Source organism: Pseudomonas sp. URIL14HWK12:I5 (genome assembly GCF_900176445.1).
GTDB classification, from domain to species: Bacteria; Pseudomonadota; Gammaproteobacteria; order Pseudomonadales; family Pseudomonadaceae; genus Aquipseudomonas; species Aquipseudomonas monteilii.
Map to the genome: position 1 here is coordinate 1 of NZ_FWXQ01000008.1, position 19,971 is coordinate 19,971.

Annotated in this window: 17 protein-coding genes; 14 read left to right on the forward strand and 3 right to left on the reverse strand. The window is 62.0% G+C overall.

The genetic code is table 11. The features are described 5' to 3' along the window. From B9A31_RS18510 to B9A31_RS18535, 6 genes are all read left to right on the forward strand, one after another. A partial coding sequence (locus B9A31_RS18510) for an immunoglobulin-like domain-containing protein (RefSeq protein WP_143512067.1) occupies positions 1–5,292 on the forward strand: 5,292 nt, incomplete at its 5' end. Between the two features lie 145 nt (positions 5,293–5,437). Beyond that, a complete protein-coding gene (locus tag B9A31_RS18515; protein ID WP_016714389.1) occupies positions 5,438–5,779 on the forward strand; it encodes a hypothetical protein in 342 nt (113 codons plus the stop codon). Positions 5,780–5,975: 196 nt separating this feature from the next. After that, positions 5,976–6,875 (forward strand): TauD/TfdA dioxygenase family protein, encoded by a 900-nt coding sequence (locus B9A31_RS18520; RefSeq protein ID WP_019097410.1) that lies wholly within the window; start codon positions 5,976–5,978, stop codon positions 6,873–6,875. 17 nt (positions 6,876–6,892) lie between these two features. Beyond that, positions 6,893–7,912, forward strand: coding sequence for an ABC transporter substrate-binding protein (locus B9A31_RS18525; protein WP_084297246.1), 1,020 nt, complete (start codon positions 6,893–6,895; stop codon positions 7,910–7,912). Positions 7,913–7,918: 6 nt separating this feature from the next. Then, entirely contained in the window at positions 7,919–8,782 is an 864-nt protein-coding gene (locus B9A31_RS18530) for an ABC transporter ATP-binding protein (RefSeq protein WP_016714392.1), read from the forward strand. Between the two features lie 14 nt (positions 8,783–8,796). Beyond that, entirely contained in the window at positions 8,797–9,660 is an 864-nt protein-coding gene (locus B9A31_RS18535) for an ABC transporter permease (RefSeq protein WP_019097413.1), read from the forward strand. A 56-nt stretch (positions 9,661–9,716) separates the two neighbouring features. Here B9A31_RS18535 and B9A31_RS18540 read toward each other — a convergent pair whose 3' ends face one another. After that, a complete protein-coding gene (locus B9A31_RS18540; protein WP_019097414.1) occupies positions 9,717–10,277 on the reverse strand; it encodes a WCX domain-containing protein in 561 nt (186 codons plus the stop codon). Between the two features lie 207 nt (positions 10,278–10,484). Here B9A31_RS18540 and B9A31_RS18545 point away from each other — a divergent pair, with 207 nt between their 5' ends. The 7 genes from B9A31_RS18545 (at position 10,485) to B9A31_RS18575 (ending at position 18,490) form a co-directional block, all read left to right on the forward strand. After that, positions 10,485–11,279, forward strand: a complete 795-nt coding sequence (locus B9A31_RS18545) for a tetratricopeptide repeat protein (RefSeq protein ID WP_025754965.1) — start codon at positions 10,485–10,487, stop codon at positions 11,277–11,279. A gap of 126 nt (positions 11,280–11,405) precedes the next feature. Further along, positions 11,406–11,858 carry a MarR family winged helix-turn-helix transcriptional regulator gene (locus B9A31_RS18550; protein ID WP_019097416.1) on the forward strand — a complete coding sequence of 151 codons (453 nt, stop codon included), beginning with the start codon at positions 11,406–11,408 and terminating at the stop codon, positions 11,856–11,858. Beyond that, a complete protein-coding gene (locus tag B9A31_RS18555; protein ID WP_084297247.1) occupies positions 11,855–13,942 on the forward strand; it encodes an FUSC family protein in 2,088 nt (695 codons plus the stop codon). Before B9A31_RS18550 ends, B9A31_RS18555 begins: the two co-directional genes overlap by 4 nt. After that, a complete protein-coding gene (locus tag B9A31_RS18560; protein WP_003255905.1) occupies positions 13,939–14,151 on the forward strand; it encodes a DUF1656 domain-containing protein in 213 nt (70 codons plus the stop codon). The genes B9A31_RS18555 and B9A31_RS18560 overlap by 4 nt, the downstream gene beginning before the upstream one ends. Then, positions 14,148–15,023 (forward strand): efflux RND transporter periplasmic adaptor subunit, encoded by an 876-nt coding sequence (locus B9A31_RS18565; protein WP_019097418.1) that lies wholly within the window; start codon positions 14,148–14,150, stop codon positions 15,021–15,023. Before B9A31_RS18560 ends, B9A31_RS18565 begins: the two co-directional genes overlap by 4 nt. Continuing rightward, a complete protein-coding gene (locus B9A31_RS18570; RefSeq protein WP_025754963.1) occupies positions 15,020–16,438 on the forward strand; it encodes an efflux transporter outer membrane subunit in 1,419 nt (472 codons plus the stop codon). Before B9A31_RS18565 ends, B9A31_RS18570 begins: the two co-directional genes overlap by 4 nt. Positions 16,439–16,558: 120 nt before the next feature. Further along, the gene (locus B9A31_RS18575) at positions 16,559–18,490 is read left to right on the forward strand and encodes a cytochrome c/FTR1 family iron permease (protein ID WP_019097420.1); all 1,932 of its coding nucleotides are present in this window, start codon (positions 16,559–16,561) and stop codon (positions 18,488–18,490) included. A gap of 27 nt (positions 18,491–18,517) precedes the next feature. Here B9A31_RS18575 and B9A31_RS18580 read toward each other — a convergent pair whose 3' ends face one another. Continuing rightward, on the reverse strand, positions 18,518–18,763 hold the full coding sequence (locus B9A31_RS18580) for a TIGR02647 family protein (RefSeq protein WP_016714401.1): 246 nt from the start codon (positions 18,761–18,763) through the stop codon (positions 18,518–18,520). Positions 18,764–18,832: 69 nt separating this feature from the next. Next, positions 18,833–19,135 carry a hypothetical protein gene (locus B9A31_RS18585; protein WP_019097421.1) on the reverse strand — a complete coding sequence of 101 codons (303 nt, stop codon included), beginning with the start codon at positions 19,133–19,135 and terminating at the stop codon, positions 18,833–18,835. A gap of 147 nt (positions 19,136–19,282) precedes the next feature. On the opposite strand from B9A31_RS18585, the gene B9A31_RS18590 reads away from it, so the two are divergent. Then, positions 19,283–19,945 carry a glutathione S-transferase gene (locus B9A31_RS18590; protein ID WP_019097422.1) on the forward strand — a complete coding sequence of 221 codons (663 nt, stop codon included), beginning with the start codon at positions 19,283–19,285 and terminating at the stop codon, positions 19,943–19,945. Positions 19,946–19,971: the final 26 nt, after the last annotated feature.

Sequence of the window (19,971 nt, forward strand, 5' to 3'; positions counted from 1 at the left end):
GCCGAGAACGTCAAACCGACGTTCACCGTGCACATCAACCAGCCGCTGGACCACGACCTGGTCGTGACCCTGAGCAACAACGCGCAGGTCACCATCAAGGCCGGCGAGACCAGCGCGCCGTACGAGCACGCTGCACAAGGCGATGACGTTTACAACGACGCTGGCCAGATCAGTCTGGGCATCAACTCGGCTGTAGACGCCACGGGCGCTACCTTCGAGAACCTGCAACTGGGCGGTGCGGCTACCGTTCAAGTGACCGACACCACCGACGAAGTGATCGCGAAGCTGACTGCTACCCCTTCGGTGACCGAAGGCGGCGAGATCACCTACACCATCACGCTGACCAACAAAGACGGCCTGCCGATCAATAACCACTCGGCCCTGACCTTCACGCTGAGCGACGGCAAGACCGTCATCACCGTGCCGGCCAATGGCACCGTGGGCACTACCACTGTTACCGCACCGGACAACGTCTACACCGGTACCAACGACTCGATCGTGAAATCGATCGCCTCGGTCAGCGGCACCGACGTCGGCAAGTTCGAGCAACTGACCCTGGACAAGGCGCCGGTGACCACCACCGTCACCGACGAACCAGGCTCGGGCACCCCGGGCACTGGCAACGAAGGCGATCTGGTACTGGTTACCATCACCGCCGACCAGACCTCGGTGGCCGAGAACGTCAAACCAACCTTCACCGTTCACATCAACCAGCCGCTGGACCACGACCTGGTCGTGACCCTGAGCAACAACGCGCAGGTCACCATCAAGGCCGGCGAGACCAGCGCGCCGTACGAGCACGCGGCACAGGGCGATGACGTCTACAACGACGCTGGCCAGATCAGTGTGGGCATCAAGTCCGCTGTGGACGTCGATGGTCGTACCTTCGAAAACCTGCAGCTGGGCGGCAACGCCTCCGTTCAGGTCACCGACACCACCGATGAGGTGGTGGCCAAGCTGACCGCCACCCCTTCGGTGACCGAAGGCGGCGAGATCACCTACACCATCACGCTGACCAACAAAGATGGTCTGCCGATCAACAACCACTCGGCCCTGACCTTCACGCTGAGCGACGGCAAGACCGTCATCACCGTGCCGGCCAACGGCACCGTGGGCACCACCACTGTTACCGCACCGGACAACGTCTACACCGGTACCAACGACTCGATCGTGAAATCGATCGCCTCGGTCAGCGGCGCCGACGTCGGCAAGTTCGAGCAACTGACCCTGGACAAGGCGCCGGTGACCACCACCGTCACCGACGAACCGGGCTCGGGCACTCCGGGCACTGGTAACCAGGGCGACCTGGTGCTGGTGACCATCACCGCCGACCAGACCTCGGTGGCCGAGAACGTCAAACCGACGTTCACCGTGCACATCAACACGGCGCTGGCCAACGACCTGGTCGTGACCCTGAGCAACAACGCCCAGGTCACCATCAAGGCCGGCCAGACCAGCGCGCCATACGAGCACGCTGCGCAGGGCGACGACGTCTACAAAGACGGCGGTGAAATCAGCCTGGGCATCAAGTCGGCTGCCGACATCGGCAACCGTCCGTTCGAGAACCTGCAGCTGGGCGATGCGGCGAAAGTCACCGTCACCGACACCACCGACGAAGTCATCGCGAAGCTGACTGCTACCCCGTCGGTCACTGAAGGCGGCGTGATCACTTACACCGTGACCCTGACCAACAAGGACGGCCTGCCGATCAACAACCACTCGGCCCTGACCTTCACGCTGAACGATGGCAAGACCACCATCACCGTGCCGGCCAACGGCACCGTGGGCACCACCACTGTTACCGCACCGGACAACGTCTACACCGGCAGTAATCCGCCTGTGGTGCAGTCGATCGCAACCGTTGCAGGCGCTGATGTCGGCAAGTTCGAGCAGCTGACTCTGGACAAGACGCCGGTCACCACCACCGTGACCGACGAACCAGGTTCGGGCACACCGGGTACGGGCAACCAGGGCGACGTCACTACGGTCGGCATCACCGGTACCACTTCGCTGACTGAAGGTGAAACTGGCCAGTACACGCTGACCCTGAGCAATGCGTCCAAGTCCGAAGTCACCATCACGCTCAGCTACAGCGGCACCGCCAAGAACGGTGAGGACTTCTCTGGTGTCACCACCGTGAAGATCCCGGCCAACAGCACAGGCACGACGTTCAACATCGCTACCATCGACGACAAGCTGGTCGAAGGTACCGAGAACTTCACCGTGAAGATCGAGACCGCCACCGGTGGTACCTTCGAGAACCTGCAGGTTGACAGCACCAAGTCGAGCGTGACCACTGCCATCCTCGACAACGACCACCTGCCGGTTTCGCCCGGTGGCGCGGTGTTTGGTGTGGAAGACACTGACTACGTGTTTGCATGGAGTGATTTCAAAACCACCGATGCCGATGGCAACACTGGCTTGTCCGTAACCATTACCTCGCTCCCGGCCGCCGGCACCCTGCAGTTCTTCAACGGTACGGCATGGGTGAACGTGACGGTCAACCAGGTGATCAGCCAGGCCGACATCACTGCCAATAACCTGAAGTTTGTGCCGGCTCTCAACCAGTCGGGCGCGGACAACTATGGTGGCAACGGCGTAGGCAACAAGCAGGCCGACTACGCGCAGTTCAAGTTCAAGCCGAACGACGGCACCAATCTGGGCAGCGAAGTGACCATGAAGGTCGACATCAGCCCGGTTGCCGACAAACCGACCCTGAGCTTCGGCAGCGCTGACATCGACTCCAAAGGCCTGACCAAGGAAGTCTGGAACACCCTGAAAAACCTGGGTACTGGTGGTAATGGCATTACCGGTGACGACCTGAAGACGGTCTTTGCCAACTCTGGCAGTGCCAACTCCAGCAGCACCATTACCAACGTGCAGTCCGATGGCAGCGTCACCGCTGGCACCGGTTCGAAGACCTCGGGCCTGATCTACCTGGAGGCAGGCAAGACCTATACCTTCAGCGGTACAGCTGACGACAGCTTCGTGCTCACGATCGGTGGCAACACTGTGGTCACGGCTACCTGGGGTGCTGGTGGCAAGATTTCGGGCACCTTTACCCCGACCACCAGCGGTTACTACCCGATCGAGGTCTACCATGCCAACCAGTCCGGTCCAGGCAGCTATGACCTGAACATCCAGGTAGGCTCGGGTACTGTCACCGACCTGAGCAGCTCGAACATCAAGATGTACCAGAACGTGACCGAGATGGCCAATGCTGGCCTTGGCGTATCCGATCTGCACACCGTGAATGGTCAGAGCTACTACGACGGCTACAAACTCAACGAGGGGCCGGAAGGTGGTTCGGTGAAACTGGTCGGTATCTCCACCGCCCTGACCGATACCGACGGCTCGGAAACCCTGAACGTAACCCTGAGCGGCATTCCGAAAGGGACTGTGCTGAGCGATGGTGCGGGTCATACCGTAACGGTAGGCAGTAGCCCGGTTGATGTGACGGGCTGGAAGCTCAGCAGCCTGACACTGACTCCGCCGGCCTACTACAAAGGCTCGTTCGACATCACTGTCACTTCGACTGCCACCGAAAGCCTGGGCGGCTCGGCCATCACTACCGGCAATATCCCGGTCACGGTGTATGGCGCAACCTACAAGGCCAGCGTGGGTACCTCGGGTAACGACACGATGACCGGCAGCGAAGGCAACGACATCATCGTCGCTGACGTGGCGGGCCTGAACGTGGTTCAGGGCAAGAACTACAACATCGCCTTCATGGTCGACAGCTCGGGCAGTATGAGCGACAAGTCGATTGCCGACGCGAAGACGCAGCTGGCTTCGGTGTTCAATTCGCTCAAGGCCAGCCTGGGTTCCGACACCTCGGGTACCGTGAACATCTTCCTGGTCGACTTCGACACTCAGGTGAACAAGAACGTGGCGGTGAACCTTGCCGACCCGGATGCCCTGAGCAAGCTGCAGGCGGTACTGAACTCGATGGTGGGTGGCTACAACGGTGGCGGTACCAACTATGAAGACGCGTTCAAAACCACGTCCAACTTCTTCAACAGCACCATGGCCACCAGCAATAAAGGTGCGGAGAACCTGACCTACTTCATTACCGATGGTAAGCCGACGTATTACCAGAGCGGGGAGAACACCAACCCTAGCCTGTGGAAGAATGGCAAGAACCTGGACGATGTGGTCAACGTCAACAACTACAAGATGGGCGATACCTTCAGTGCCTGGGCCGACGCGACGCACAAGGTCGAGATCAGCAGCAGTGGCGTAGTCAAGGTGCTGACATACTCCGAGAACCGCTGGGGTACGCTGGTGCTTGACTCCACCAAGACGGTCGGCACCCTGCATGCACAGGGCGATGGCACCTACGAGTTCTCCAACCTGGGCGGTACTGGCTACGCAGAGTACTGGAACTATGTGGACTCGGCGGCAGGCTCCACCGCGAGTTTCGCTGTGCTGGGTGGCACCAGCGGCTTGAGCAAAGTCCAGGCTATCGGCCTGAACAGCGATGTCACGCTGAACGACTTGAAGCCATACGACAGCGCCGGCAAGCCGCAGACCAACATCGACCCGTCCGACCTGGCGAAGGCGATTCTCGGTCACACTGAAGCAACGGTGCCAGGTGCCGACACTATCGATGGCGGCAACGGCAATGACATCATCTTCGGCGACTTGATCACCCTCAACGGTGTTGTCAGCGAGGGTTACCAGGCCATGCAGACTTACGTCGCGCAGAAGAGCGGTGTCGAGGTCAGCTCCGTTACCACCAGCAATGTCCACCAGTACATCACCGAGCACTACACCGAGTTCGATATCTCCGGTGCCAAAGACGGCAACGACATCCTGTCGGGCGGCAATGGCAACGATATCCTCTTCGGTCAGGGTGGTAACGACACGCTCGATGGTGGCAAAGGTAATGACATCCTGCTGGGCGGCACTGGCAATGACACCCTGATCGGTGGTCAGGGCAACGATATCCTGATCGGTGGCAGCGGTGCCGACACCTTCGTGTGGAAGGCGGGCGACATCGGTAACGACGTCATCAAGGACTTCAAGGTGGCCGAGGGCGACCGTATCGACCTGAAGGACCTGCTCCAGGGCGAGAAGGGCAGCACCATCGACAACTACCTGAAGCTCACCACGGTGGAAGGCACGACGACGCTGCAAGTCAGCAGCGAAGGCAAGCTGAACGCCGAAGGTGGTATCGCCAACGCAGACGTGACCATCAAGCTGGAAGGGGTGAACTGGTCCAACACCACGATCAACTCGTTGATCAGCGGTGCCGACCCAACCATCATCATCCACAACAAAGACAGCTGATAGACCACCGGGGCCGCTTAGCGGCCCCGGCTCTTTCCCGCCATCTGCCAACAGCGCATACTCTTGCGCCGGGCCTGCGTGCCTGGCGATCTTTGCCTATGCTGCTGTCTACCAACAAGGAACCAACGTGACGAGGGACACCGCCATGTTCTACGTGCAACGCGACGCCGCTGGCCAGTTGCTGCGGGTAGAAGCAGCCGCTTTTGACCAGTTCACCGAAATGCTCCCCGCCGACCATGCCGATGTTCAGGAATGGTTCGCCGATGACGTTGTGGAAAACAGCCTGAACCAGCTCAAGCAAAGCGACCTGGACATGATCCGCGTGCTTGAAGACCTTATCGATGTGCTGACCGCCAAGGGCCTGTTCAAAATCACTGACTTGCCCCCAGGCGCGCAGGCCAAGCTGCTCAACCGCTCCACGGCACGCAAGGCGCTCAGCAGCCTGAACAACCTCATCGACGAAGAAGAGCAGGGCGGGTTGATCTGATCAGGCCGCCCCGTCCTCAGTGCTATGGTTATGCGTTAAAGGTATTTAAAATATTGCTCTTATGACCTTATAGTCGCTTCCACTGCGTACCCGTCGACCAATCGATGCGCCGCACGACTTGAACCCACACGGGAAAACCCCGTGCGTTTCTGATCGTTGCGCGCCATTGAAGTCGCGCACTGCGTGGGAGTGAAAAATGTCAGCCGCCTTGAACGCCTTGTCGACCATCGACAGCGCCCAGCCGCAAGTTTTCGAAGTTCGCCCCTTCTCGGGTGCCGTCGGCGCCGAGATCATAGGCCTGGACCTGGCCAAACCGGTCAACGCCGAAGATTTCACCCGTGTCCATCGCGCCCACCTCGACCACCATGTGCTGGTGTTCCGCGACCAGCGCATCAGCCCGGAACAGCAAATCGCCTTCAGCCGCCGCTTCGGTGAGTTGCAGATTCATGTGCTCAAGCAGTTCCTGCTGACTGGCCACCCCGAGATCCTGATCGTTTCCAACATCATCGAAAATGGCCAGAACATCGGCCTGGGTGATGCCGGCAAATTCTGGCACTCCGACCTGTCGTACAAGGAGCTGCCAAGCCTCGGTTCCATGCTGCATGCCCAGGAACTGCCCAGTGAAGGCGGTGACACCCTGTTCGCCGACATGCACAAAGCCTGGGATGCTGTACCTGACGCCCTGCGCAAAGTGGTCGAGGGCCGCAGTGCCGCTCACTCCTACACCGCTCGTTACGCCGAGACCAAATTCGAAGGCAACTGGCGCCCGACCCTGACTGCCGAGCAACTGGCGCAGGTAAAGGAAGTCATTCACCCGGTAGTCCGCACTCACCCGGAAAACGGCCGCAAAGCCCTGTTCGTCAGTGAAGGCTTCACCACCCGCATTGTCGGCCTGCCAGACGACGAAAGCCGTGACGTGCTGCAGCAGCTGTATGCCCTTAGCGTGCTGGAGCAGAACATTTACCGCCACCAGTGGCAGCCCCATGACCTGGTGTTCTGGGATAACCGCTCACTGATCCACCTGGCCACCGGCTGCCCCGCGCACCTGCGGCGCAAGCTGTACCGCACCACCATCCAGGGCGATGCCCCGTTCTGACGACTGAGGAAATCATCATGCGCAAATCCATCAGCCGCCTGGCGGCAAGCATCGGCCTGGGCGCAAGCCTGGTCATCGGCAGCCTGGCCGCCCCCGCCGTGGCCCAGGCCGAAGGCAAGATCCGCATTGCCGAACAATTCGGCATCGTCTACCTGCTGCTGAACGTGGTGCGTGACCAGCACCTGATTGAGAAACACGGCAAGGAGCAGGGCATCGACATCGAAGTCGACTGGGCGCAGCTGTCGGGTGGCTCGGCCATCAACGACGCACTGTTATCCGGTTCGGTGGACATCGCCGGCGCTGGCGTCGGGCCGCTGTTGACCGTCTGGGACCGCACCAAGGGCCGGCAGAATGTGAAGGCCGTGGCTTCGCTGGGCAACTTCCCGTACTACCTGGTCAGCAGCAACCCCAACGTGAAGACCATCGCCGATATCTCCGACAAAGACCGTATCGCCGTTCCGGCGGTGGGTGTTTCGGTGCAGTCGCGCTTCTTGCAATACGCCGCTGCTCAGCAGTGGGGCGACAAGGAATACATCCGCCTCGATAAATACACCCTGGCCGTGCCACACCCGGACGCCACCGCCGCGCTGCTGGCGGGCGGCACCGAGCTGAACGGGCACTTCTCCAACCCGCCGTTCCAGGACCAGGTGCTGGCCAACAAGGACGTGCACGTAGTGCTCAACAGCTACGACCTGCTCGGCCCCAATTCGCCGACCTTGCTGTTTGCTACCGAGAAGTTCCGCAAGGACAACCCCAAAACCTACAAGGCCTTCGTCGATGCTCTGGCCGAAGCCGCAGACTTCGCCCAGAAAGACAAGGCGGCTGCCGCCGACACCTATATCCGCGTAACCAAGGCCAAGATCGACCGCGACGCGCTGATCAAGCTCATCGACAACCCACAGTACGAATTCACCGTTACGCCCAAGAACACCTACAAACTGGCCGATTTCCTCTATCGGGTAGGCGCCATCAAGCACAAGCCGGAGTCGTGGAAGGACTACTTCTTCCAGGATGAACGCCCGCTGCAGGGGAGCTGACCGATCATGACCGCCCCATTGCCAGGCCACACGGCCAGCAACCTGAGCCGTGTCGCAACGCCGCCTTTGCTCAAGGTGGATAACCTCAGCCTCGAATACCGCACCGCGCAACGCGTGGTGCGGGCCACCCATCAGGTCAGCTTCGAAGTCGACCGCGCTGATCGTTTTGTACTGCTCGGCCCCTCCGGCTGTGGCAAGTCCACCCTGCTCAAAGCCGTGGCCGGTTTTATCCAGCCGCAAGAAGGGCAGATTCTGCTGCAGGGCCAGACAGTGCGTGGCCCAGGCCCCGATCGCATCGTGGTGTTTCAGGAGTTCGACCAGTTGCCACCGTGGAAAACGGTGAAGCAGAACGTCATGTTTCCGCTGCTGGTGTCTGGCCAGCTCAAGCGGGCGGAGGCGGAGGAACGGGCGCTGCACTATCTGGAAAAGGTCGGTCTGGCCGCCTTTGCCGATGCTTATCCACACACGTTGTCCGGTGGTATGAAGGCACGTGTGGCAATTGCCCGGGCCTTGGCCACCCAGCCCAAGATCCTGCTGATGGATGAGCCGTTCGCCGCCCTGGATGCGCTGACCCGGCGCAAGATGCAGGAAGAGCTGTTGCTCCTGTGGGAGGAGGTGCGGTTCACCCTGTTGTTCGTCACCCACTCCATCGAAGAAGCACTGGTGGTTGGCAACCGTATCCTGCTGTTGTCGCCGCACCCGGGGCGAGTGCGTGCCGAAGTGCACAGCCACCAGTACAACCTGGGCAGCCTGGGTGGTAGCGACTTCCAGGCCAGTGCCCGGCGTATTCACCGTTTGCTGTTCGACGAAGCGGATACCCCGGAACAGGCTGACGACCTTGGCTTCAACGATATCCGCATCGCCTACTGACAGGAGCTTCAGCCATGACCACTACACCTGTACGCCAGGAATACGAGGTGCAGCTGGAGCCGTTGCTCAGTGTGCCTTTGGAACGACAACTGCCGTTGGCCCAGCGCTTGTGGCAGCAAGGCTGGCTGCGCAAGGCGGTTATCCTGCTGGTAATCGCCATGCTGTGGGAGGCCGTAGCCCGTTATCAGGGTAACGACTTGCTGCTGCCAAGCTTCTTGCAAACCGCCGCCGCCCTGTGGGACGGCCTGGCCAGCGGTGAACTGCCCGCCAAAGTCGGGGTTTCGCTGGTGATACTGCTCAAGGGCTATGTGCTGGGTATCGTCCTGGCCTTTGGCCTGACCAGTCTGGCGGTTTCGACCCAGCTGGGCCGGGACCTGCTAGGTACACTGACGTCGATGTTCAACCCGTTACCGGCCATTGCGCTGTTGCCACTGGCCTTGCTGTGGTTCGGGCTGGGCGACAACAGCCTGATTTTCGTGCTGGTGCATTCGGTGCTGTGGGCGTTGGCGCTCAATACCTACGCCGGCTTCCTTGGCGTGTCGGAAACGCTGCGCATGGCTGGCCGCAACTATGGCCTGAAAGGGCTACGGCTGGTGTTGCACATCCTGGTGCCGGCGGCCTTGCCGTCGATCCTGTCGGGGCTGAAGATCGGCTGGGCGTTTGCCTGGCGTACCCTGATCGCTGCCGAACTGGTCTTTGGTGCCAGCAGCGGCAAGGGCGGGTTAGGCTGGTACATCTTCCAGAACCGCAACGAGCTGTATACCGACAAGGTGTTTGCCGGGTTGGCGGTGGTGATCTTGATCGGTTTGCTGGTGGAGGGGCTGGTGTTCAACACCCTGGAGCGGCTGACCGTGCGGCGCTGGGGGATGCAGCGCTAGGCCGTGAGCCTGTACTGGCCCTTTTGCCGGTGACCCCGCGCAAGGGCCAGTACAGGCTATAGATTCTGGTACTGAGCAGCTGCATTGCTCAGAATCTTGCCAATCTCTCCCCGCAATTCTGCAGGCTGCTCCACCACCACCCCATCCCCATGGCTCAACAGCCACCAGCGCAATGGCCAACCGTCACTCACCGTGGCCCGTAGCCGGTGGCCATGCTCCAGCGCCGTCAGCTGCATATCGTTGCTCAACGGTGCAACCCGCAACTGCCGCGCCAGTGCGTCGCTGATCCGCGCCACCAGCTCCACCCCTTCACCCTGCGCCGGTTGCAACGCGTCCCCCCGCAGGTGCGTCAGCAAGTCGAAATTACCGCGCAATTCGCCCACCGCACTTGCCGACCAGTGCCAGCCGAACGGGATGCTCTTGTCATTGCGCTCCAGCGGAAATATCAGCGAAAGCTCGTTGAGGTCACGCTCGACCGTGCGTTTGCTGACCGTGAAGCCCACGTCACGCAGGCGCCACACCAACTCGGCGCTGGTTATGCCTGGGGAGCGGCTGGGCAACTGGCGCAGCAGTGCCCACTGTCGGCTGAGGGTGGCGCGGGTGGTGGCGAACGGCAAAAGATAACGTCCTTGTCTAGGCTTGCCGCAATAGGATGGCGGCACGCGAGGGGCATGGCAATTGGCCACAGCCTGCTCAGATCAAGGAAGTCGCATTTGGTTGCCTGGTACGGAATCGTTCGCGACAGGTTTTGACGTGACGTCACGCAGAATCACGCCTCATCACAGCCGAAGGTTGGGGTTGTGCGTCGTTCAATGAGGATGAACATGTCTGCTGCCAGCAATATCCATTCGCTGCTTGCCCGCCTTCTGCCCGAGCGGGTCATCGCTCCACCGACCCCCGTCGGGAGGCGGCTACCCCTGTTCGCCGGCGTGGGCTTGCCCAGCCAGCGCTCATTGCTGGTCAACCGCCTGGATGAGGCCAGTGATCTGCAGGCGGTATACGTCGACCTGCGCCGTCAGGCGTTGCAAGGCAGTGTGGCGGCCTTGAACGACCTCGGCTGGGTCTGGCTCAACGGAAAGTACTGGCGCGCCGATACCGTGCTGGCCGGTCACCTGCTGCGCATGGCTGCTCTGCAGGGCAATGCCGCCGCCTGGTTCAATCTCGGGCAGCAGCATTATTTTGGCAAAGGCATCGACCCCTCCTACGTGCAGGCGGCGGAGTGCTACCGGCAGGCCTTCGAACGGGGCATGTTGCACGCGGCTGCAGCATTGGGTGACCTGTATGAGGAAGAAGTGTGCGATGGCGACCAGGATTGGCAGGTCGACCTGGTGCAGGCTTACCAGTGGTTCATGCGTGGGGCCGAGCGAGGTGAGGCACGCTGCCGTTTCGAGGTGGGTTACCGGTTGATGCACGGGCTGTATGTGGATGCCGACCTCAAGGCCGCGTTGTACTGGCTGGAGCTGGCGGCCGCGGCGGGGGTGGTACAGGCAGCCGAGGAGTTGGCGGTGCATTTCAGCAGCCGGGACGCGGTGCGCTACCAGGAGTGGCGGGACCGGGCGGTGCAGATGGGCAGCACACTGGCACTGACCATGAAGCTGGAGGACCAGATCCAGCCATAAGGCCGCGCAAAATCCCCGGCATGAACAACAATTCATTCATGCCCCCCGTCACCCCCTGTTGACGACAGGGGTAGGGCAAGGCGTATATTGATAGTTAGCAAACTATGAATATCCTTGGTTCCTTCCATGTCCCTTGATCTCCTGCGCCTGCAAGTCAGCAGCGGCATGGTGGTTGCCGCTCGCCACTGGCGGCGCATCTGCCACACCGCCCTGACCGGTTACGGTATTTCCGAGGCCTGCGCCGCGCCTCTGCTGATGATCGTGCGCCTGGGCGATGGCGTGCATCAGGTGGCTGTTGCCCAGGCTGCCGGCCTCGAAAGCCCGTCGCTGGTGCGCCTGCTCGACCAACTGTGCAAGGCCGGCCTGGTATGCCGCAGCGAGGACCCACTGGACCGCCGCGCCAAAGCCCTGAGCCTGACCGCAGAAGGCCGCGCCCTGGCCGAAGCCATCGAAACCGAGCTGGTTCGCCTGCGCCGCGATGTGCTGAACGGCATCGACCAGGCCGACCTGGAAGCTGCCTTGCGCGTGCTGCGTGCCTTCGAAGCGGCCGGCCTGGGCAGCACGGGCGGGGCGGCATGAACGGTTTCTTCAGCTCGGTCCCCCCGGCGCGTGACTGGTTCTACGGCGTGCGTACCTTCGCTGCCTCGATGATCGCCCTGTACATTGCGCTGCTCATGCAGTTGCCACGTCCCTACTGGGCGATGGCCACGGTGTACATCGTCTCTAGCCCGTTCGTCGGCCCGACCAGTTCCAAGGCCCTGTACCGCGCCGTGGGCACACTGTTGGGGGCCGGTGGCGCGATTTTCCTGGTGCCGCCACTGGTGCAGTCGCCGTTGTTGCTCAGCATCGCCATTGCCTTGTGGACGGGCACCTTGTTGTTCCTTTCGCTGAACCTGCGTACGGCCAACAACTACGTGCTGATGCTGGCCGGTTATACCCTGCCGATGATTGCGCTGGCGGTTGTGGATAACCCGTTGGCAGTGTTCGACGTGGCATCGTCCCGGGCGCAGGAAATCTGCCTGGGTATCGTCTGCGCGGCAGTGGTCGGTGCCATTTTCTGGCCGCGCCGGCTGGCCCCTGTGGTGGTGGGCGCCACCGGTAGCTGGTTCACCGAAGCGATCCGCTACAGCGACACCTACCTGGCCCGCGAAGTCAGTGCCGACAAGGTTGGTGGCATGCGCGGGGCGATGGTCGCCACCTTCAACTCGCTGGAGCTGATGATCGGCCAGCTCGGCCATGAAGGTGCCGGCCCGCATACGCTGAAAAACGCCCGTGAGTTGCGCGGGCGCATGATTCATCTGCTGCCAGTGATCGACGCCCTTGATGACGCACTGGTTGCCCTTGAAGGCCGTGCCCCGGCGCAGTTCGTTCAGCTTCAGCCAGTGCTTGAAGCTGCCCGCGAATGGCTCAAAGGCACTGCCGAAAGTGCTTCGGTCGCACGCTGGACCGCACTGCATGAACAGATCGATCGCCTGCAGCCCGGCGCTGCCGCGCTCGACCAACGTGCCGAGCTGCTGCTGTCCAACGCCCTGTACCGTCTGAACGAATGGGCTGACCTGTGGCAGGACTGCTGTACCCTGCAACATGCCCTGCGTACCGACGATACCAAGCCTTGGCGCGCGGTGTACCGCCACTGGCGCCTAGGCCGCCTGACGGCGTTCTTCGACCGTGGCCTGATGCTGTATTCAGTAGCCTCCACCGTATTGGCGATCGTTGTCGCCTGCGGCCTGTGGATCGGTCTGGGCTGGAACGACGGCGCCAGCGCGGTGATCCTCGCCGCTGTGTCGTGCAGCTTCTTTGCCGCCATGGACGACCCGGCACCGCAGATCTACCGGTTCTTCTTCTGGACGCTGATGTCGGTCATCTTCTCCAGCCTGTACCTGTTCCTGGTGCTGCCCAACCTGCACGACTTCCCGATGCTGGTGCTGGCCTTCGCCGTGCCGTTCATCTGCGTCGGCACCCTGACCGTGCAGCCGCGCTTCTACCTGGGTACCTTGTTGACCATCGTCAACACCTCGACGTTTATCAGCATCCAGGGCGCCTACGACGCCGACTTCTTCACCTTCCTCAACTCCAACCTGGCCGGCCCCGTGGGCCTGCTGTTCGCTTTCATCTGGACCTTGGTAATGCGCCCGTTCGGTGTGGAACTGGCGGCCAAACGCATGACCCGCTTCGCCTGGCGCGACATCGTCGAAATGACCGAACCCGCCACCCTGGCCGAGCACCGCCAGGTGGGTGTGCAGATGCTCGACCGCCTGATGCAGCACCTGCCGCGCCTGTCGCAAACCGGACAGGACAGCGGCGTGGCCTTGCGCGACCTGCGCGTAGGGCTAAACCTGCTCGACTTGCTCGCCTACATGCCGCGTGCCGGCCAGCAAGCCCGCGAACGCCTGAATACGGTGGTCGAGGAAGTTGGCGCACACTACGCCGCCTGCCTGCGTGCCGGTGAACGCCTGCATGCCCCGGCCGCGCTGCTGCGCAACATGGAGCGCGCACGCCTGGCGTTGAACCTGGATGAGCTGTACGAGCGCGGCGATGCCCGCACCCACCTGCTGCATGCCCTGAGCGGCCTGCGACCGGCGCTGTTGCCGGGTGTGGAAGTGATGCTCGAACCCGCCGAACAACCGCAACTGCCCCCCGGCCTCGACGGAGCCCCTCTGTGATTGGTGAACTGGATATCAGCGGGGTGTTCCTGCCCACGCTGCTGGTGATGATGTTTGGCACCTACCTGTTGTTCCTGGGGGTGCACGCGGTGCTGGTGCGCCTGCACTTCTACCGCCTGGTCTGGCACCGGGCGTTGTTCAACGTTGCTCTGTATGCCGTGCTGCTTGGCGCGGTGGATCACTTTTGCCGAAACCTGATGCTGCCATGAAAAAACCTTTGCTGACCCTGGGCCGTGTGGTCCTGACCTTGCTGGTAGTGACCTTCGCCGCCGTGCTCGTGTGGCAGATGGTGGTGTACTACATGTTTGCCCCCTGGACCCGCGACGGCCACATTCGCGCCGACGTGATCCAGATTGCCCCGGATGTGTCCGGGTTGATCCAGAAGGTCGAGGTGCGCGACAACCAGACCGTCAAACGCGGCGACGTGCTGTTCACCATCGACCAGGACCGCTTCACACTGGCCCTGCGCCAGGCCAAGGCCACCCTCGGTGAGCGGCAGGAAACCCTGGCCCAGGCCTCGCGCGAAGCACAGCGCAACCGCAAGCTGGGCAACCTGGTGGCCGCCGAGCAACTGGAAGAAAGCCAGTCCCGCGAGGCCCGCGCCCGCTCGGCTGTCAGCGAGGCACAGGTGGCGGTCGATACCGCCCAGCTCAACCTCGACCGCTCGGTGGTGCGCAGCCCGGTAGACGGCTACCTGAACGACCGCGCCCCGCGTAATCACGAATTCGTCACCGCCGGCCGTCCTGTATTGTCCGTGGTCGACAGCGCTTCGTACCACGTCGATGGCTACTTCGAAGAAACCAAGCTGGGCGGTATCCAGATCGGTGATGCCGTGGACATTCGTGTGATGGGCGACAACACCCGCCTGCGCGGCCATGTGCAAAGCTTCGCTGCCGGCATTGAAGACCGCGACCGTAGCAGCGGCGCCAACCTGCTGCCCAACGTCAACCCGGCGTTCAGCTGGGTGCGCCTGGCCCAGCGTATTCCGGTGCGCATCGCCTTCGACGAAGTGCCGGCAGACTTCCGCATGATTGCCGGGCGCACCGCCACGGTGTCGATCATCGAGGGCCAGCACCCATGAAACAGATGATCCTGGCCGGCCTGTGCCTGTCGCTTGGGGCCTGCATGATGGTGGGACCGGACTATGAGGTGCCGCAGGACGCGGCGGTACAACGCAGCGACCTTAACGGCCCGTTGCGTCAGGATGCCGACAGCGTGGTCTCGGCACCGGTACCTGAGGACTGGTGGCAGCTGTATCAGGATCAACGGCTGAACGAACTGGTGCGCCAGGCTTTGAGTGCCAACACCGAATTGCGCGTAGCCGCCGCCAACATCGCCAAGGCCCGCGCGCAGGTCGAAGTGGCCGAATCGCAAGGTGGCTTCAACGGCGGCGTCAAACTGGGTGCCCAGCGCCTGCAGGAGTCGGGTGAAGCCTTCCTGCTGCCCGAGAAGGTGCCGGTAGCCAACATCGGCGAGGCGATCATCAGCGCTTCGTATCAGTTCGACCTGTGGGGCACTTTCAAGCGGGGTACCGAGGCTGCCAAGGCCAACGCCGACGCAGTGCAGGCCGCTGCCGACACTGCCCGCATCACCCTGGTGGCGGATGTGGTCAAGGCTTATACCCAAGTGTGCTCGGCCAACGAGGAATACCACATCGCCCGCGAGTCGCTCGATTTGCAGGAGCAGAGCGTGAAGCTGAACCAGCGCTTGCGTGATGCCGGGCGTGGCGATGAAACCCAGGTCACCCGGTCGCAAACCCAGTTCAAGTCGTTGCGTGCCGAACTGCCGCGTTTCAAGGCAGAGCGCGAGACCGGCATGTATACCCTGGCGGCTCTGCTGGCCAAGCCTGTTGACCAGTTGCCTGCCGGCACCGCCGATTGTGCCGAGCTGCCGCACCTGAACCAACTGGTGCCAGTGGGCGATGGCGCTGCGTTGCTCAAGCGTCGTCCCGATGTGCGTCAGGCTGAACGTCAATTGGCCGCAGCTACCGCGTACATTGGCGTTGCCACCGGTGCGCTGTATCCGGACATCAGCATCGGTGCCCAGGTCGGTACTATCGGCATCCTGGAGAACCTGGGCGAGCCCGCGACCAACCGCTGGGGCTTTGGCCCGCAGATCAGCTGGAGCATCCCTACCAACGGCACCCGTGCGCGCATTCGCATGGCCGAAGCCTCTACTCAGGCGGCCTTGGCAAACTTTGATGGCGTAGTGCTGAACGCCATTCGCGAAACCCAGACCCGGCTGGCGCAATACAGCGCGTTGCTGGACCGGCGCGATGCGCTGGCCGAGGCAGAAAAATCGGCCAAGGAAGCGGCGGACCAGACGCACCGGTATTACCAGGCGGGGCGTGAGTCGTTCCTGGCGGATTTGCAGGCGACGCGGACCTATACCGACATGCGTGCGCAGCTGGCTGCGGCCAATAGCCAGGTGGCGATGGGGCAGATTGGGGTGTTCCTTGCTCTCGGTGGTGGCTGGAAGGATACCGCCAGGCCTTGAGGCCCAATCGCCGGCAAGCTAGCTCACAAGTCCCGTGCATCTCCGTCCCATCAGATTTGTAGCAAGTTTTTTCATGAATTCCGCCCAGCACCCTTGAGGGAAACCAAGTCGGAGTGAACAATGTTCTCTTTCGCATTCCCTCCGAGACTGGCCATGAAAACCCGTTCCCGTCTGCTTGCCTGGTTTCTTTGGCCGGTGCTGGCGCTGTGCAGCACCATGGCGATGGCCGAAGCCCCCGCCGAGGCCACCAAGGCCTTGCACCTGCTCGATTACATTGGCGCCGACTACCCGCCGACTGTGCGCGATGGCAAGGTGATCGACGATGGCGAATACCGTGAACAACAGGAGTTCAGCGCGGTATTGGCCGACCTGGTAAAAGCCTTGCCGGCACACGCTGAGCAAACTGGGCTTGAGCAGGGTGTACAGGCGCTGCGCCAAGCCATTGATGAACGCCAGGATGGCGCGGCTGTAGCCAGGCAAGCCAGGCAACTGGGCGCACGTCTGGCGGTGGCTTATGAAGTCAGCCAAGCCCCGGTGATTACCCCGGACCCTGCCCGTGGCGCTGCGTTGTATGCGCAGAACTGCTCGATCTGCCACGGCGACACAGGCGCAGGCGATGGTCCTGCGGGTGTCGGGTTGGAGCCGGCGCCCGCTAACCTGCGTGACGCTGCGCGCCTCGACCAGTTGAGCCTGTTCGACCTCTACAACACCTTGGCCCTTGGCATCGACGGCACCGAAATGCCGTCCTTCGCCGATCAGCTGGACGACCGTCAGCGCTGGGATGTGGCCGCTTACATCGCCAGTTTCTCAGCCAACCCACAGGCCGCCAAAGGCGACAAGACCTGGAACATCGCCGACCTGGCACGCCAGACTCCAGCCGAAGTCGCCGCCAACGAAGGCAATGCGGTCGTGGAGGCATTTCGCGCCCAGCGTGCCCAGCCGCCGCAGGTCAAACGTGGCCCGGCGCAATTGCTGGAATACACCGCCAGTACCTTGGACAAGAGCCTCGCCGCCTACCGTGCAGGCGATCACGACCAGGCCTATGACCTGTCGGTAGCGGCCTACCTGGAAGGCTTCGAACTGGTGGAAAGCTCACTGGACAACATTGACACCCAAGTGCGCAAGGACACCGAAAAATCCCTGATGGCCTACCGCCAATCGTTGCAGGACGGGCTGCCCGTGGCCCAGGCCGAGCAACGGCTGGCCGAAGCCAAGACCAGGCTCGACCAGGCCGCGAAACTGTTGGGTAGCGATGGCCTGAGCTGGTCACTGAGCTTTATCTCCGGCTTGCTGATCCTGCTGCGCGAAGGCCTTGAAGCCATTCTGGTTCTGGCGGCGATCCTGGCCTTCCTGCGCAACACCGGCCAGCAGTCGGCGGTGCGCAGCGTCAACATCGGCTGGGGCCTGGCGCTGGTTGCAGGCTTTGCCACCTGGGCGCTGGCGGCTTACGTGATCGATGTGGGTGGGGCCCAGCGCGAGCTGCTGGAAGGTTGCACGGCGCTGTTCGCTGCAGTGATGGTGCTGTGGCTCGGCGTGTGGATGCATGACCGACGCCACGCCACAGCCTGGCAGAACTACATCAAGAGCAGCCTGGTCAGTGGCGGAGGGCGTTTCGGCTTCGCCTTGCTGGCGTTCTTCTCGGTGTACCGCGAACTGTTTGAAGTGATTCTGTTCTACGAAACCCTGTGGCTGCAGGCAGGCCCTGCCGGGCATCAGGCGGTGCTGGCAGGTGGCGCCACCGCGCTGGTGCTGTTGGTGGGGTTGGCGTGGGTGATCTTGCGTGGCTCTGCGAAGCTGCCGCTTTCACTGTTCTTCAGCATCAACGCCGCGTTGCTGTGCGCGCTGTCGGTGGTGTTCGCCGGGCATGGCGTGAAAGCGCTGCAAGAGGCCGGTGTACTGGGTACGCGACCGGTGGCGTTCTTCGAGTTCGACTGGCTGGGGATTCATGCGGATGCCTACTCGCTGTCAGCGCAGGCGGTGGCCTTGCTGGCCATCATGTTCCTGTATGGGCGCTCGCGGTTGGCGGAAAAGCGCAGGGCGGCGGCCAGCTGAGGCCGCCATCCTGAGAAACCTATTTGATCAGGCAGGTTGTGGCGCCTTGAGAATGTTCTGCAGCAGCTGGACACTTTCGACGGCGTCATGACCCAGGCTGGTCAGGTAGCCGCCATCAGGTTGATCGGTCAGCCCTTTTTCATGCAGACGTTGCGCAGCCGCGATCAGGGCAGGGGCGGCGGTGCTGGTTATCTTGATGCCTTCCTGGCTGCTGTCGTGTTTGAACAGCGCGAGTACTTCCAGTTCGTCGATCAGATCGGGGGTAAATGGCATGGCAGCTCCTGACTTCCAGACAAGGATGGCGGCACCGTCAGCGGTGCCTGACCTTCGAGTGTAGTCGGGTTATTCGTCCTCGCCTTGATCCATCTCAGGCGGCAGCTCCGGCAGCGCCCGCAGGGCGTTCTCGTACCACTCGCCGTTGAACTCGCGGTCTTCCGTCAGCATGTTGTCGATCTCGAAGGCCAATACATGGGCCATCAGGTTGAGGATGTCCTCACGCTCGTAGCCGACCAGGGTCAGCTTGTTGAAGGTGGCCTTGGCCGCAGCCGGTTCGCCGCTCTCAATCTGGTTCTCGATAGCTTGGGTCAGCGTCGCCTCGGCGAAGGCTTCGTCGTCGTCATTGTCGATGTCGGTGGGCTCGCTCATGGCGGTACTCCTGTTGTGGGGCACACAGTGTGCCATGCCTGTAGCGGTAATGCCCGGGCATTGACGGGGTGCATGACGCTGGTCAGGGACGGGCGTACGGTCTATAAAAGCCGGGCCAACCCCTTACGGCCTGGAGGCTGTTACCTCATGCTCAAGCTTTACGGATTCTCGGTCAGCAACTACTACAACATGGTCAAGCTGGCCCTGCTGGAAAAAGGCCTGCCCTTCGAGGAAGTCACTTTCTATGGCGGCCAGGCGCCACAGGCCTTGGCAGTGAGCCCTCGGGGCAAGGTGCCAGTGCTTGAAACCGAACACGGCTTCCTGAGTGAAACCAGTGTGATCCTCGACTATATCGAACAGACCCAGGGCGGAAAGGCGCTGCTGCCGGCCGACCCGTTCGGGCAAGCCAAGGTTCGTGAGCTGCTCAAGGAAATCGAGCTGTACATCGAGCTGCCGGCGCGTACCTGCTATGCCGAGTCGTTCTTTGGCATGTCGGTTGAGCCGCTGGTCAAAGAGAAAGCCCGGGCCGATCTGCTGGCCGGGTTTGCCACCCTCAAGCGTAACGGTCGCTTTGCGCCGTTTGTGGCAGGTGAGCAACTGACGCTGGCAGACCTGATGTTCTGCTTCTCGGTCGACCTGGCTTATGCCGTGGGCAAGAAGGTGCTGAACATCGACTTCCTGGCGGACTTCCCGCAGGCCAAGGCGTTGTTGCAGCTGATGGGCGAGAACCCGCACATGGCGCGGATCGTGGCAGACAAGGAGGCGGCGATGCCAGCCTTCATGGAGATGATTCGAAGCGGTAAACGCTAAGGGTCCGGGGCCGCGAGGCGGCCCCG

Bases quoted from the DNA above. Each gene is read 5' to 3' on its own strand.
- B9A31_RS18585 (WP_019097421.1), bottom strand. From the start codon at position 19,135: ATGAGCGAGCCCACCGACATCGACAATGACGACGACGAAGCCTTCGCC.
- B9A31_RS18530 (WP_016714392.1), top strand. From the start codon at position 7,919: ATGACCGCCCCATTGCCAGGCCACACGGCCAGCAACCTGAGCCGTGTC.
- B9A31_RS18565 (WP_019097418.1), top strand. From the start codon at position 14,148: ATGAAAAAACCTTTGCTGACCCTGGGCCGTGTGGTCCTGACCTTGCTG.
- B9A31_RS18550 (WP_019097416.1), top strand. From the start codon at position 11,406: ATGTCCCTTGATCTCCTGCGCCTGCAAGTCAGCAGCGGCATGGTGGTT.
- B9A31_RS18545 (WP_025754965.1), top strand. From the start codon at position 10,485: ATGTCTGCTGCCAGCAATATCCATTCGCTGCTTGCCCGCCTTCTGCCC.
- B9A31_RS18575 (WP_019097420.1), top strand. From the start codon at position 16,559: ATGTTCTCTTTCGCATTCCCTCCGAGACTGGCCATGAAAACCCGTTCC.
- B9A31_RS18525 (WP_084297246.1), top strand. From the start codon at position 6,893: ATGCGCAAATCCATCAGCCGCCTGGCGGCAAGCATCGGCCTGGGCGCA.
- B9A31_RS18570 (WP_025754963.1), top strand. From the start codon at position 15,020: ATGAAACAGATGATCCTGGCCGGCCTGTGCCTGTCGCTTGGGGCCTGC.
- B9A31_RS18580 (WP_016714401.1), bottom strand. From the start codon at position 18,763: ATGCCATTTACCCCCGATCTGATCGACGAACTGGAAGTACTCGCGCTG.
- B9A31_RS18535 (WP_019097413.1), top strand. From the start codon at position 8,797: ATGACCACTACACCTGTACGCCAGGAATACGAGGTGCAGCTGGAGCCG.
- B9A31_RS18590 (WP_019097422.1), top strand. From the start codon at position 19,283: ATGCTCAAGCTTTACGGATTCTCGGTCAGCAACTACTACAACATGGTC.
- B9A31_RS18555 (WP_084297247.1), top strand. From the start codon at position 11,855: ATGAACGGTTTCTTCAGCTCGGTCCCCCCGGCGCGTGACTGGTTCTAC.
- B9A31_RS18520 (WP_019097410.1), top strand. From the start codon at position 5,976: ATGTCAGCCGCCTTGAACGCCTTGTCGACCATCGACAGCGCCCAGCCG.
- B9A31_RS18515 (WP_016714389.1), top strand. From the start codon at position 5,438: ATGTTCTACGTGCAACGCGACGCCGCTGGCCAGTTGCTGCGGGTAGAA.